This window comes from Armatimonadia bacterium, assembly GCA_039679385.1.
In the GTDB taxonomy this organism is placed as follows: Bacteria; Armatimonadota; Zipacnadia; order Zipacnadales; family JABUFB01; genus JAJFTQ01.
Genome location: JBDKVB010000029.1, coordinates 19,784 through 35,056, shown reverse-complemented (window position 1 = coordinate 35,056; position 15,273 = coordinate 19,784). Strand labels below are relative to the sequence as shown.

Here is a 15,273-nt window from a genome sequence, read left to right as displayed (position 1 = left end):
CTGGGTGTGCGGGTACGGGAGACGGCGCGCCGCGTATGGCTGGGCTTCGCCTCCGGCTGCCCGGTGCAGGACCTGTGGCGGGACCTGCTACAGCGCCTCCAACCACCACTAGAACCCACCGCCATGGCCAGGTTCATGAATAATGCGGGCTAGGCGGAAGGTACGGGCTACTGCAAAGGCAAAGGGCGTCGCTCCCGAAGAGGAGGCGACGCCCTGTTTGGTTCTGGCGCTCGTAAGGCAGAGACGGAAAGTGCTCCGCGACTACTGGCCGAGGGCACGGAACTCATAGAGGCTGGCCCAGGTGAGCGGGTCCTCCTGCAGCTTTGTCACGGTCAGGCGCAGGTAGCGGGCCTTCGTGGTCGCGAAGTCGTGGCGCTGGACCTCCCCTGACTGCGGGCGTGCCTCGCGGTCGACCAGCTTCGTCCACTGCTTGCCGTCGAGGGAGCCCTCAAGGCGGTAGCCGTAGCTCCGGTCATCGAACTCCCACAGGATTTCGCACGCGCTTAGCTCGCGGGGCTCCTGAAGGTCGACCTGCCACCACTGGGGCACGCTGCCACCGGCTGCGCACCAACGGGTCGCAGTGTCGCCGTCATTGCCTGCGGCAGGAGCCCGGCCTTCGTTCTCCACTGAGGAGGCCGACGCCGGCTTGCCTCGCGACAGCTCCCAGAGGTGACGCGGGAAGGTCGCCTCGACGGTTCTGCCGGGCAAGAGGCCCTGGCCGTAACTGCGGGCCTTGATGATGCCGCCGTTGAGGAAGGCGAAGGGGCCGGTATAGAGCGTGGACTGCGACGTCGGCTCGCTGCCATCGAGCGTATAGCGGACCGCGACGCCGTCTGGCGCGGTGATCCCGACACGACCCTCCGCATCGCGGTTGATCTGAGGCGCACCGGCCAAGGGCAGGACACGGTCGGCCAGAGCCTGCGGATCGCCGTCGGCGGGCGAGTAAGGCTGCAGGCAGAACCCGTACTGGCAGGGACGCGGACGGAGTGCGTACTTGTCCAGGACGCCCGGCCCGCAACTGCCATTGCCGAGGCCGCACTGCGCGTAATCCAGGCAGAGGATCGTCTCGGGCCTGGGAGTGAGCTCGTTGATGTGCTTGGCGCGAGAGAGGTCCTCAGCGGTGAAGTGCAGGGCGGCCGTCGCGAGGGCCTTGTCGGCGACGACGAGCACGCCACCACCGGACTTGTCGGTGAGAGTCAGCCAGCGGACGTCCTCGCGGTTGCCCGTCTCCTGCGGCCACGGATAGCGGACGTACTGCTCGGTGACGGTGCTGCGATACCGGCCGACCTCGGCGCTGCGCTTGCGGTCCACGTAGTTCTCATGCGGCCCACGGCCATACCACTCCAGGTTCTCGAAGCCCGGAACAAGAGCCATGCGCACACCAAGACGCGGGAGCGTCGGCAGCGCGCCCTGAGGGGTGATGGCGTTGTCGACGTGGAGGGTCCCGTTGCCGAGGACCGTATAGAGGCAGTCGTGGGTGAAGCCGGTGTTCGGTGCGCCGGTGCTGAAGCTGCGGAGATGGACTCGCACGGCACGCGGGTCGGAGCTGTCCACCTCGAAGGCTTCGACGCGACGAGTGAGCTTGCTGAGTCCGGCTCTTGACCATGCGCCCGTCAGTCCTACATCGTTGTTCGTTGGTGCACGGAAGGCGTCGAACACAGGGCCGGTGATGGCGCCGGTCGTCGGGGCGAAGATCGTGCGGCCATCGTAGACCAGGGAGGTGAGCGCACCGACCTTGCGATCGAAAGTGGCGGAGAAGCGCGGCCCGCTGAGGGTAATCTGGTCGCCGCTATCCTGCACCTTCACCGACGGCAGACCGGCCAGATCGAGAGTGGGTCGAGCAGGTGTCGCGAGCGGGATCTGGTACTGCTCCCAGGCGACGGTGTGGCCCTTCTCGGCCCAGAGGGTGTCCTGGTTCAGGTGGAAGTCGACGCGCACCCAGTACTCGGCACCGGGCCTGGGCACCGGGAGCTTGAAGGGAACCGTTAGTGTGGTCTCGGCACCCGGAGCCAGCGGGATCGGCGACAACTCACCGCGCTGCAACTCGACGCCGTTCTCCAGAAGCGACCATGTCGGATAGAACCGGTCGAGGTTCGTGTCGTAGTAGCGGTTGCGGATCTTGAGGCGACCGGATAGGAGGTCGTCAGGCGCGAAGCCGATGTACTGATAGACTTTCTTGACCTCCCACAGCTTCGGCGGGACCTCGCGGTCGGGGAACACCAGACCGTTCATGCAGAAGTTGCCGCTATTGGGGCGGTCGCCGTAGTCGCCGCCATAGGCCCAGAACCACTTGCGCTCAAAGGACGGGTCGGGCGAGGACTGATCGAAGTCGAGCCAGAGCACTGCCGACGCCGGTGGGGTAGCGTTGACCTGTCCGAGCTGCTCCGCCGGGAGCGCCTGGTTGTAGAGGCGCACCTGATCGATCGCCCCGGCGAAGAAGCGGTCGGTGACCTGCGAGTTGCGGCCCACGTTGACGGGGTAGTCGGAGGAAGTGATCGGGACCGTGCAGGGCAAGGTTCCCTGCAGCGCGCCGTCACGGTAGAGCCGGAGCTCCTTGCCGTCGTAGACTCCGGCCACGTGATGCCACTTGCCGTACCAATCGCCTGGGAGGGCGGCGCTAAGGGTGTGCCACTGTCCGTCGTAGATGAAGAACTCCAGCGAGCCCTCGCGCGTGCGGAGCATGTACTGCGTGTCGCCCTTGCCGACGATCGGGCAGAACCCGGCTCGTGGCTCGGGCCTCACCCAGGCCTCGAGCGTCAGTTGCGTGCCTGTGATGTCGAGCTCGGGACTGTCGGCGAGGGCCACATAGCCACCGGACAGCGCCTTGCCCCGCAGGCCGTCAGCGAGCGACCCATACAGGGTCGCCTTGCTGCCCACGCGACTGGCCTCCGGAGTCAGCATCGAGGGCGTGGCGTACTTGCGGATCCCCTGGTCCACCCAGTCCCAGATGCAGCCACCGATCAGCCGCGGGTAGGTGTCTATGACATCCCAGTACTCCTGGAGGTTGCCGACGGCGTTGCCCATCGCGTGGGCATACTCGCACATGACGAAGGGCTTCGAGCTGTCCGAGCGGCCGGCTCCAGCCAGTCCATCGACGTGCGGGTACATCGTGCTGTCCATGTCCGCGACGCTGTTCATGCCCTGGTAGTGAACCGGGCGGGTGTTGTCCGCGGCATGGGTGTACTCGGCCATCCGGGCGAAGTTGCTTCCCTGCCCGGCCTCGTTTCCAAGGGACCAGATCACCACCGAAGGATGGTTCTTGTCGCGCTGAACCATGCGGGCCATGCGGTCCAGGCAGGACTTCGTCCACTGGGGATCACTGGCCGGAACCGTCCGCGTCGCGCCGTGCGACTCCACGTTGGCCTCGTCGATCAGCATGATCCCGTACTTGTCGCACAGGTCATACCAGAGGGGATCGTCCGGGTAGTGGCAGGTGCGGACGGTGTTGAGGTTGTTGCGCTTCATGAGCAGGACATCCTCGAGCATCCGCTCGGGCGAGACGTAGTTGCCGGTGTCGGGGTCGTGCTCGTGGCGGTTGACGCCCTTGATATAGGTGGGCACACCGTTGACCAGGAACTTGCGGTCGCGGAGCTCGATCTCGCGGAAGCCGAAGTTGCAGCGCTCGACCTCAACCACCTGACCGGCGGCGTCCTTCAGCGTAAGGAGGACCACGTACAGGTTCGGGTTCTCGGCCGTCCACTTGCGCGGATTGCTGACGCGTCCCTGCATCTCGAGGGTCTGCTCGGCGCCCGTTGCAGTCTGGGGCACACGGCCTGTCAGGAGAGGAGCGACCATCGCCGAGGCCCGCGGCGAGTCCAGTAGCCGCACCTCGACGGTGTACCCCTCGGCAGGCGCCTGGGCGTAGTTCGTGACACTCGCCGTGACCTTCAGGTCGGCGTCGCGGTACTGATCGTCGAGGTCGCAGCGGACGAAGAAGTCGCGCAGATGGACCTGCGGGACCGAGTAGAGGTAGACGTTGCGGTAGATGCCGCTGAGACGCCACATGTCCTGGTCTTCGAGGTAGCTGCCATCGCACCAACGGTAGACCTCGGCAGCGAGGAGGTTTCGACCGGGCTGAAGGTAGCGCGTGAGGTTGAACTCGGCCGGCGTGCGGCTGTCCTCGCTGTAGCCGACCATCTGCCCGTTGATCCACAGGTAGAAGGCGCTCTGGACGCCGTCGAAGTGGAGGAGGACCTGTCGGCCCTGCCAGGCGTCGGGCACGGTGAACTCCGTCCGATAGGAGCCGACCGGGTTGAAGTCGTGCTGGATGCGTGGCGGGTCGTTGCGGTGCGGATAGGTCGCATTGGTGTAGATGGGGATGTCGTAGCCGTGCATCTGCCAGTTCGAGGGCACGGGGACTGTGGCCCAGTCGCTGACGTCGAAGCTCGGTTTGTAGAAGTCCAGCGGGCGGTCGTCGGGCTTGCGCACCCAGTGGAACTTCCAGTCACCGTTGAGAGACTGGTAGTAGGGCGAGGAAGAGCTGATGCCCTCCCGGGCCGAAGTAGCATCCGGGAAGGGCATCAACGTACAGTGCGGAGCCTCCTTGTTGCGACCGACCACCTGGGGGTTCTCCCAGTCGTTGATCTCCTGGGCAAGACCGCAACCGGTCACCAGCAACACCAGGATCACGCACGCGGCGGACGCACGGCCTCGGGTCTTGCGCATCTTGCGGTCCTCCTCAGATGGTCTGCGGCGAGTTCAGGCGGCCTCCGATCACGCAACAGGGACGGGCAGGTCGACGCCTCGCTCGTGCAGGAAGCAGGCAACCTCCTCGAAGCTGGGAATGCCCTTGCGACCGCCCAGGCGTGTGCACTTGAGAGCGGAGACACCCGTGGCGAAGGTGGCGATGGTCTGCAGATCCCAGCCGCGGAGCATGCCGACGAGATATGCACCGTGGAAGACGTCGCCCGCGCCGGTGGTGTCATGGACGTCGACCGTGAAGGCCGGAGTATGGAAGCGCTCGTCGGCGGTGGTGGTGTAGCTTCCGTCCTCGCCCTCGGTCTGGACGACGATGCGCGGTCCGAGGTCGAGCACCGCCTCTCCGGCTTCCCACAGATCCGAGCGACCCGTCAGCGCCGGTGCAAAGCCCGAGCCACAGATGACGATGTCACAGTTGCGAACGAGCTCCTCCGTCCGGGGACGCACGCCACCGTTGGTCTTCGCGCAGTCGATGCAGACGGTGCCGCCCACTTCATGCATCCACTTCGCGGCCTGAAGGGCAGCGTCGGGATGCCAGCCATCGAGGTGCAGATAGCGGGCGGAGGTGATGTACTCGCGGGACAGTTCCCCGGGCTCCACAGGGGAGCGGCCGAGGTTCCTCAGGCCGGCGAAGACACGCTCGCCGGTCTCCTCGTGTACATAGACAATGATGACATGGGTCTCGGGATGCTCGCGGATCGCGAGGTGGCTGACGTCGACCCCGTTCTCCACGAGGGAGTCGATCTTCAGGCGAGCGACGTCGTCGTTGCCCGCGATGCCGATGTAGCCGACCCGAGCACCCAGGCGCGAGGCGGCCACACAGGCAGTGCCGACCGGTCCGCCGCCATCGAGGCCAAAACTGCTGATGGAGCCGCCCTTCTCCCAGGAGGGCATGTCGCCCAGTCGAATCAGCACGTCAAGGGTCGAGAGTCCGATCCCTACGATATCGAGCTCAGCCATGGTGCCCCTCCCCTACTCCACCACTACGGGCTGGATGTCGAGGAACTTGCAGGCCTGCACCAGGGCGCGAGTCTGGTTCCCGTGGATCATGCTGGCATGGTGGATGAAGCCCTGCTCGACCAGCGTGCGGTACAGTCGGGCATGGTCGCGCACGCGGACCCAGGCCCAGGTTCCGGCGTTCGTCTCATCGCTGGGCAGGATCGAGCCGGTCGTGATGAGCATCTTCCAGTCACCGTCGAACTCGGCCAGACGGCAGAAGGTGACCAGACCGGGCTTCACCTGGAACTGGCACAGCCCTGCCTGTGGGTCGCCGGGGTTGACGCCCGCCTCGCCAGTCATGTCGGCGCGTGACCGCAGGGCGATCTGCGAGCGGTCAGCGGCCAGGCAGACAGGTGCATTGCCGCAGTGCCAGGCCAGGAGCAGGTTCGGATCGTCGCGGTGCTGGATCGTCCAGTCGACGAAGTGCGGCAGGTCCTCTCCGAGTGAGGCCCGGTGGCTGGCGATCATGGACAGGGCGCCCAGGACGTCGGCCTCGCAGGCAGTGAGCATCCCAGCATTCGTGAGGCGGCCAAAGGAGGCGCACAGGGAGATGCCCATCTCGCGCTGGATGCTGTACCAGCACTGCACAGCCAGCGCCGAAAGGCCGGAACTGCGCCAGAAGTCGGTCAGGGCAAGCTCAAACTTCGCAGAGTTGATCAGGTAGTCATCGGCCACGGTGATGGTCGGCACAGAAGCCCGCACCCGGGCGATCGCTTCGAGCACCTCCGGAGCATCGTCGGCGTAGTCCTTCGCCGCGGCGACGATGTCATCCAGATTGGTCCAGATGACGTTTTGGCCGAACTTGCGAACCATCGCACCTTCGTCATAGCTGACGGTCTCGAAGGTTGGCGGCCGGACTCCGACCTGGCCGATGCGGGCGTTGCGCAGACCCTTCCCCACCGCCACCGCACGCAGGAAGAGATCGAGCTGCGCCTTGAGACCGGGGTCCTCGGGGAAGAACAGACCGCCGAACTGGAAGCGGATTCGCCGCCGGTGCAGCCCCGAGGAGATGCCCAGGTTTCCGCAGTAGGAGTCCGACACACGAGCGAGACTCGGGCGCTCCGGAACCGGCGGTTCCTTCGTTGCATACAGGAACACCGGGACGTTCAGCTCCTCGGCGATCTTGCAGGCGGAGCGCTCGTCACCGAAGTCGAGCGGGCAGATGACCAGGGCGTCGATGCGCTGCGCCTGGAAGAACTCCGCCACCGTCTCGCCCTCGTCCAGATTGTGTATGGCGCCGTGGGGCGTGGCTCCGCTTGCTGCGGAGAGGGTCTCGCCATCGGCCGCTACCGATGGCGCAAAGACCTGGACGCCGGGGAGAGCCTTCAGCACGGCCAAGCTGTCGGCGCGCATCTTCTCAGTCCAGGGCGTCCAGCGGTTCCGGTAGGAGGGCACAAAGCCGATCTTCAGCATGACAGACATGATGACCTCACAGACTTAGGGACGTGTAGTTTGCGGCTGCGACGGAGAGCCTTCCTCCAGCACAGCCTTCGCATGACGTGCGAGATGACCCCGCAGGTCGGTTGTGTAGCAGCGGAGCGTGGTCTCACCTCGGGCTTCAAAGTCTCCGCAACGGTACAACGCCCTTGCGAGCAGCAACTCGCGCAAGGACTTCACACGACTCGTCACCGTCGAAGTCGCCTCCGCGATCTCCAGTCGGCGGGCGTCCTCGATCGTAGCCTCAACGTGACCGCTGACCCCCGGAAGGGCCAGGGCTTGTGCCAGAGGCCTCGCTGCCCTGGGATCGCCGAGCATCTCCAGCGCCAGCGCCACGGCTCGGAAGTGTGAGAACTCGCTGCTAGCCGTGAGCTGCGATAGCTTCTCCAAGAGCACCGGCATGGCCTTCCGGTCACCTGCCCAGCCGAGAGCCATGACGTGGGTGTCGAGGGCGCTCTGTTTCGCCTCGCCTACGAGCCCGTGGAAGTCCCATCCCTTGTCCCATTCCTGGGACGCCACGGCTTGCAGCAGATCGTCCACCCCGGAGCCGTCGCCGAGCATCGCCAGGACCGTCGCGTAGGTCAGACGGTCAGCACCCTCGGCCTCAGCGAAGGCCTGCTGAAGCCCTCGCCTTGCCTGCTCGGAATGGGCGAAGACGACGGCAGCCGCCGTCATGCTCCGGGGCAACTCGCGTACCGCCTCGGCAAGGCTTTCCGCCGGCAACGGGAAGGAATCCTGCTCGACAAGCACACTCGGTGTCAAGTTGCCCAGGGCGACAAGGTGCCGCTGGAGCTCGCGCACGTTGATACCGCGGACGGTTCCGCCGGCTTTGGCCGCCATCGCCGCAGCCACTCCGGTGGCGTAGCCACCGTTCTCGATGTCTGGCTGCATACGGATCAGCGGGACTGCGTCGCGATGGGCGCTGATCCCGAGCCCGACCACCAGCATCCCGTCAAGCCCCCTGGGGAGCATGCTCCGGTAGGGGATGTTCACATTCAGCCCGGCCGTGCGCGGTGCATCAAGAGACAGGAAGCGGTCGATCATGTAGCCATGCGTGTCGTAGCCGCCGCCGCGAGCCTGGACGACTGTGTCCGGGTAGGTCCGCCCGGCGAACTGGTCGAGGTAGCTCATGACGAAGTCGCCGCGGACACGTCGGCGCTCGCGAGTGCCAATCAGTTGCCCCAGGTCAAAGGCCGCCTGGAACTTGTCGCGAGCGTAGACGAAGAGGTGCCAGGTGTCAACAAGGTCGGAGTCGTCGGCAAGGGTGTAGTCCGTGTTGACCAGATTGCCACCCAGCTTGCGGGGCGGGAGACCGGTGCCCTGCATCCCGAACTCGTCAGCATCCGTGCAGAGGCACTCAGCTCCCGCAGCAAAGGCCAGGTCTGCATTGCCCGTGGCGTCGATGACCGTCCGGGCCAGGACCACTCCGCGGCCGAAGGGAGTTGCCACCACGGCGCCCTTCACCGTTCCATCCTCCACGAGCGCACCGCAGCCGATGGTGCCGAACCAGACGTCGGCGCCTGCCAGCTCCAACTGCTTGCGCCACCACTCCATCCGTTGCTCGATGACCCAGGTACTGACGGTCCCTGCCTCCGCCTGGACTGTCGCCGCGAAGCCGGTGCGGTTCCCGGCGCAGTAGCTGGGGATGGCGCCGAGGGTGCCGATGCCGCCGAGACCCGAGAGGTACTCAACGACCAGGGTCCGGGCTCCCTGTCGAGCCGCTGCGATTCCCGCCGGAGCGCCCGCGGTACCTCCGCCGACAACAACTACATCATAGGTACCCAGCACCGGGAGTGCCGTCCTGGGGGCGGGAATCGTCGGGAGGTTCTGCGTGGGCCGCACGCCGACCAGGGCCTCGCGAACCTCGCCCATCGCCTGCGCCTCGATCGGGTGAGCGAGGACCTGCGGGCTCGCAGGCAGCGGTAAGGCCCGCGCCTCCTGAGCAGCAGCCTGACCGATACGTTTGCCGAGAGCGATCAGGTTGAGGGGCCTCAGCAGACTCTCAGCCTGCGCCCGGGAAAGGTCTGCACAACCGCCCAGAAGGAACAGGTGCCTGAGTCCCGCCGGGCGGAAGGCCTCCAGCGGCAAGGCTTCGGCGCTGACCCAGGGCCCCTCGGCGGTTGCCCTCGCGAAGACAGGATCGGGCGGCACTTCGAACAGCACGTCGGAGGTGAACTGCTGCTCCGGGTGGTAGGTGAGCGCGCGCGCCTGCTGATCGACCCGCGCCCAGCTAGCCCAGGAGGCGTCCTTCATCGGGGCCACCAGAGTGTAGTCGATCACCTTGAACGCGCCGCTGGAGGTGCGTGCCGCATTCGGGAACTGCCCGCGATAGGCAGGTGCGATGAGGCGATGGCTCAGCCCCGGCGCCTCACGGGGTTCGCCACCAAGGACGACACGATGGAAGGTGTGAGCCCCTGCCGGGTAGTCGCGGAACCGACCTCCCGCCAGTCGAACCACTGTTGCACGGTCGGTGGCGTCGATGATCGTCCGTGCGACCACGGCCTGCCGGCCGGCCCGGTTCGCCATCACAATCCCGCAGGGCGCACCGGCGGCGTCAACGAGCACATCGCTCGGATAGCAGGAGTACAGGTACTGCACACCGGCCGAAAGGAGCGCCGCGTCGAGGGTTCTCTTGACGTGCATCGGAGTGGGTAAGGGATAGGGGCTCTGCGTTGCGTCCGGGTTCGACGGCCCCAGGACCTCGATCTCGCCCAGAAGGAGGCGCGGCAGCGCGGCCGATCTCCGTACCACGAGCCTGACGTACCGCGCCTGGGCTTCGGCATGGAGGACGAAGAGCTGGATCTGCGCACCGGTCAGCTCTGAAGGCTCTTCGCCGGCCTCCGCAGTTGCCCCCAGCGTGCGCCAAGCGACGCCGTCGTCACTCACCGATACCGTCACGTCCTGCGCGCCGTAGTCCTTGCCCCGGTATGCCGCCAGACGCACACCGCGAACCGGCTTGCTCGCACCCAGATCGGCGGTCACGGTGACGTCGGCATCGTACTGCACGCTTTCCCTGGTCGGGTCACCCCATACACCGTCACCTAGCAGCGAAGGTGGGGCGGTGTCCGGATGGCGAGCGTTGCTCGGCGCATCCGCGGAATAGGAGAAGGGCAGAGCATCGCAGGAGGGGCTCGAGGCAGTGGAGGACTCGAAGAGCGCCCTGGCCAGGGGATCCTCGGGAACCTCACCCGGTTCGAGCCACAGTCGCAGCGTGGCGGTCATGTCATCGCCCAGGTACTGGTGTGGCGCAGCCAGGAAGACCGAGGCTCCCTGCCGGGCGGCCTCAACAGCCGCTGCGACGGCGCCCGTGCTTGCCCCGACGACGAGGACATCGACGGAGTAGGCCACCGGCACCTGGCGCGGAGACTGCACGACCCAGGACTGCGACCACGCGCCCGTGCCCAGGACCATGAGAAGCAGACTGAAGGTGCGGGTTCGCGTGTGCATGGCTGCCTCCCAGGGTCGCCCGGGTCTCGTGGTGAGCCGCCTCTCACGGTAGTTTTCCACGGACCTGCTGCAGGCCCCTTCTACCTGGGCCCCAGGGGGCAAGCTGTGCGCACGGGGACTTGCCCGGATCGGGTATAATAGCTTTGGAGAGTGGGTCGGGCGGCCGCGTCTCGCGCAATCTGCTGCGGGATGAGGAAAGTCCGGACTCCACAGGGCACGACGCTGGCAAAAGGCCAGGAGGGGTAACCCTACGGAAAGTGGCACAGAAACATACCGCCGGAGCGCCGGGGCACGCGAGTGCACTGGGTGCAACCCCGGGCCAAGGGGTCAGGGCCAACCGCCCGAAACTCCTGACTGCGGGGGCCGGCAAGGGTGAAATGGTGCGGTAAGAGCGCACCAGCGTCACGGCGACGTGGCGGCTGGTCAAACCCCGTCGGGAGCAAGCCCACGTAGGGGGACGAGTGTGACGAGCTTGCTTGTCACCGCAGGACTGCCCGTCCGAGTCCCCGGGTCGGGTGCATGAGGTGTCTGGTAACAGGCACCCAAGATAAATGGTCGCCACCCAGGAGCTCCCAAGCCCGTGGGTACAGAATCCGGCTTATAGACCCACTCTCCGCTTGCCGGATGTGGCGAAAAGCCACAGAATCGGGCTTCAGGGGGCTACATAACCACCTGCAACGTCCCACTCGCAGGGCAAGCTCAAGAAGCTCGGGCGTTACCTCCACAACCCGGCCACGGTTATCCCTCATCCACTGGCACGGCACCGCGGAAGGTGTGCCGATAATGCCGATGGATACATGCTCAGTGGTCCAGGATTTCCTCGCTTACCTTGACGCCGAGAAGGGCTACAGTCCCAAGACCCAGCTCGCATATGCGTCCGACCTGTCGCAGTTTCTTGAGTTCGTGCGGTCGGAAGGCGTCGCCGTCCCGGAAGGCGTATCGGTGGCGCTTGTGCGTCGCTGGATCGTGTCGATGAAGCAGCGTGGGCTGGCGGCCTCGACCATCGCACGACATGTGTACGCCCTCCGTAGCTTCTGGCGGTTCCTCCAGGATAGCGACCTCGTTGACCACGATCCCCTCAGCCGCATCTCCGTCCCCAAGCGTCGGCAGCTTCTCCCGACGCGCCTGAGCGTCGAAGAGGCGCGTCACCTGTTGGCCGCCGGCGCCGACCATCGTGATCCGGTAGTGGCCGCACGGGACTTCGCCATGATGGCTACGCTGGTCTTCACCGGGGTACGACGCAGCGAACTGCTTGCGCTACGGCTGGAGGACGTCATGCTGCCCTCGCGAACGCTCCATGTGCGGTGCGGGAAGGGAGGAAAGGGCCGCATGATTCCGCTGGTGGAGGAGGTCGTGGACGCCATCGGTACGTGGTTGGCGGTGAGGCCGGCCGCTGCCCATGACTACCTGTTTACCACGGTCTGCGGCAACCGCATCTACCCCTCGCGCCTGCAGATCATCTGGCAACGCGTGCGGAAGCAAAGCGGGGTGACCAGGGAGGGCGTTTCGCTCCACACGCTGCGTCACACCTTCGCGACCTTGCTGCTGAAGGGCGGGGCAGACCTAGTGGCAATCCAGGGTCTGCTGGGACACTCCAGGCTTGAGACGACAGCGGTATACCTGCACGCAGACACGAGGGACCTCAGGAGCGGAGTCGAGAGACACCCTCTCGCAGGCACTGGTGTGGCGACGGATCCTGCCAAGCACACTGAAGCGCCCGCGCCAAGGCCTGCTCCCGCCTGGCGAAGGCTCCCGACGCAGAGCAGATAGCGCGACCTTGGTCGGGGCGGACGTCTGCTACGGCCATGACGCCTGGACCTTGCGGAGCTGGAGGGGAGATGATAGGGTATGTGCGTGCCCTCGAACGCATCTTCGGTTTCGAACGTGAGATGAGTGTTCTGTCGAAGAACCACAGGAAGAAGCCCGTGGGTGACGCCACAGATCTGACTGAGACCATCCGCGCGTACTACGACTACCTTCGAGCCTGTGGGTGTCGGCCCGAGGAGGCCAAAGCGCGCTGCACGTTCCTGGCCCCACTGGTACACCACGCCCGAGCCAAGGGCTTCAAGACGGCCTGCAGCCACCTGAAACGCATCACCATGGAGATGCGTCGAGGTGGGCAGCCCGAGGACGACATCGAGGCCTGCCTGACCGAGATGAAGGGCTTCGCTTCGTGGCTGTCAGGGGAGGCACCGGCACTGACCGAGAAGCGCGTCGCCTACCTGAAGCGCCTGGCTGCGAAGCCCGCCACCCCGATACCAGCGCTCGTGCCCTGGGCGGCCATCGAGGGCCTGGTCACGGAAGGCACGCCCCGAGCGGCAGTTGACGCGTCGATCATTCTTCTGGTGGCGGTTCTCGGCCTGTCTGCCCAGGACCTGCGTGCGCTGACGGTTGGGTCGGCTAGCTTTGAGCACGGGCTCCTCACTGTCCCTTTGGCCGAACCACGGGTCCTACCCTTGCCCGAAGTCTTGGCGAAGGCCTTGGCGCCCCTTGTGATGGGCCGCAGTGCTGATGAGCCGCTCCTGACCAACGACCACGGAGGGGCCCTCACCCCGAAGAGATTGCGAGAACGGTTCTCGGCGCGGTGGTCTGCCCTCGCTGGGGTTGACCCTTCCGTGACCCTCGAGCGCCTACGCGACTGCGCGGCTCGGCTCATCCTCAGCGATGGCTACGGGTGGGACCACGTGGCCGGTGCCCTGGGCCTTGCCGATGCCCGGTCGGCGCGACGACGCTTTGCCGGTGAGGCATGGGAGTACTGCGCGGACAGAGAGGGCCAGTGGTTCACGCTGGAGGCTGTCGGCGATGCAGAGCACCTGACCGCGGAACAGCTCTGGAGACTCATCGCCAGAGGGATGCGGCACGTCGAGAGAGACGGCCGGGTGTATTTGCGGAGGCCGGACCTGTACGCCTGTATCGACCACTTTGCTCCCGCCGAGACGGCGCTCCCGCAAGAGTGCGGTCCATCCGCTTCGACCTGGGACGGGCCGCTCTCAGAGGCCGTCGCCGACTTCGTTGAAGCTCTCGGCGACCTTGACGACACTCCCCGCCTGGAAGCTGCCTACTCAGCGGTCCAGGCGGCTGCCCGTAAGCCGACGAACGAGGATGCTGGCGCACTGATGCACCGTCTCACCTCTGTCGGCGCGTCGGGGCTGCACCGTCTGACCAAGGCCCGCAGAGCTTGCGCGTCCCCGGAGGAAGCACTCCATCGGGCGTGCATTGCAGCAGAGCTGGACCAGACCCCTCAGCCGCCGCGAGCCGCCGATCCTGACGTCCTGCGAGAGGTCTTTGTCGACGCGTCCCCTGACCTGAGAGTACTAGAGGCAGCAGTTCAGACTGCGCAGGCGGCAGAAGCAGGCGATCTACTTGGCGAGCAAGCCCGGGGGCTCCTGCATACCCCCTATGGTGTGGAGGTGCTGCTTCGGGTGCTGGCGAACCCGGAGCAGGCTGTCTGGTTCTGGCTCTTGGTAGATCGCCATTGGCCCACCTTCGCCAGAGCCTACGACGCGGTCAAGCCCTATTACGGGCTGACCGACAAGGCGGTCCGAGAGCTTCTGCCCGGCTGTGCCCTGTACGCCTTCTTCGTCGCTGCTATGGTCTCAGGAGGGACGACACCGAGCGGGGGCTTCTACCAGCACTGTGCACCTCCGGAGGAACTACTCATCGAGACCATGGTGCAGTGGCTGGGCACGCTGCTCCTTGCCACGAGGGCGCTCCCGCTGAACACGAAGGGGGACCCGCTATTCCCCGACAGCCTTGCGGAGATCCACGACGAGGAGGAGTTCCAGCAAGCCTTCGTGAACCGCTGGGATGCTCTGGCGCCGTACCGGAGGGGTCGGTGGTCCTTCTGGGTACTCCCGTACGTCGGCCCCGCCGACGCGGTACGGTTCTGCAGTCGCCCCCCCACACGGCAAGGAAAGCGGCCGTCGGCGGGTGCTGGAGGAAGTGAGGAACTTCTTCCTGTACCAGGCGAAGCTGCCGGCGCAGGCAACGCTCCTGGCCCCCGCGGGATCCTCTTCCCTATTGGACGCGCTCTACTGTGTCTGCTATGTCCCGCTGCAAGGCGATTGGGCCGCGATGCTTCGTGCCACTGGCGAGCAGTTGGGGCGTTCAGGAGGCGATCTCGCCGACCTGGTCCCAGAGAGGGCCCCGGAGGCTCTGCAAAGCGCCTTCCGCCGCGCGGTGCAAGGCTTCGACTTCCAGCGGGGTTCGCGGGAGGGCGCGCCAGGTACTTCCTTTGTGAGCTATCTGCGCAAGCGCATGGGGCGCTACCTCGGGTCGGTCAGACACCACCTACGGGCGGCCGCCGCCAGGAACGGCATGCCGCTGAGTGGCGACTTCGAGGGATCCGCCAAGCATGTCCACGCAACACCCGAGGGGATGGCACAGGTATCGTCCTCTGATCTTCCGCTCGGCGATCTCGGCAGCGTGCTCCGAATCCCCCCGGGCCCGGGCGGTGAGCAGTACGTATCGACAGCCCGCGCGGCCATCTGGTTGGGGCTAACACCACGCCGAGTGCAGCAACTCGCGATAGAGTTGGGTGGGCGCAGAGCCGGGGAGGTGTTCCCTGACGGGACCGCTCTTCTCGAGGCCGATCTCCGGGCGGATCAGTGGTTGTTCCCCGTCGATCGGTTGACCAAAACTCGCCGCCCCTGACCGGCCCTCGCACGTGGTCCAGTGGACGCCCCGCCTGAT

The 15,273-nt window shown here is 66.1% G+C and carries 6 protein-coding genes and 1 other RNA gene; 3 read left to right on the top strand and 4 right to left on the bottom strand.

The window, feature by feature from the left end; translation table 11 throughout:
* Positions 1–261: 261 nt before the first annotated feature.
* From ABFE16_02840 to ABFE16_02825, 4 genes are read right to left on the bottom strand one after another with little or no spacing between them, the layout of a single operon-like run.
* Complete coding sequence (locus tag ABFE16_02840) at positions 262–4,665, bottom strand: glycoside hydrolase family 2 TIM barrel-domain containing protein (GenBank protein ID MEN6344209.1); 4,404 nt, start codon at positions 4,663–4,665, stop codon at positions 262–264.
* 48 nt (positions 4,666–4,713) lie between these two features.
* Positions 4,714–5,658, bottom strand: a complete 945-nt coding sequence (locus ABFE16_02835) for a PfkB family carbohydrate kinase (protein MEN6344208.1) — start codon at positions 5,656–5,658, stop codon at positions 4,714–4,716.
* Between the two features lie 12 nt (positions 5,659–5,670).
* On the bottom strand, positions 5,671–7,119 hold the full coding sequence (locus ABFE16_02830; GenBank protein ID MEN6344207.1) for a hypothetical protein: 1,449 nt from the start codon (positions 7,117–7,119) through the stop codon (positions 5,671–5,673).
* A gap of 15 nt (positions 7,120–7,134) precedes the next feature.
* Positions 7,135–10,581 carry an FAD-dependent oxidoreductase gene (locus ABFE16_02825; GenBank protein MEN6344206.1) on the bottom strand — a complete coding sequence of 1,149 codons (3,447 nt, stop codon included), beginning with the start codon at positions 10,579–10,581 and terminating at the stop codon, positions 7,135–7,137.
* Between the two features lie 147 nt (positions 10,582–10,728).
* Here ABFE16_02825 and rnpB point away from each other — a divergent pair.
* The 3 genes from rnpB to ABFE16_02810 all read left to right on the top strand — a co-directional run bounded on the left by rnpB (position 10,729) and on the right by ABFE16_02810 (position 14,981).
* Positions 10,729–11,198: RNase P RNA component class A (gene rnpB, locus ABFE16_02820), an RNA gene on the top strand.
* A gap of 166 nt (positions 11,199–11,364) precedes the next feature.
* Entirely contained in the window at positions 11,365–12,351 is a 987-nt protein-coding gene (locus tag ABFE16_02815; GenBank protein MEN6344205.1) for a tyrosine-type recombinase/integrase, read from the top strand.
* A 68-nt stretch (positions 12,352–12,419) separates the two neighbouring features.
* Entirely contained in the window at positions 12,420–14,981 is a 2,562-nt protein-coding gene (locus tag ABFE16_02810) for a hypothetical protein (protein ID MEN6344204.1), read from the top strand.
* Positions 14,982–15,273: the final 292 nt, after the last annotated feature.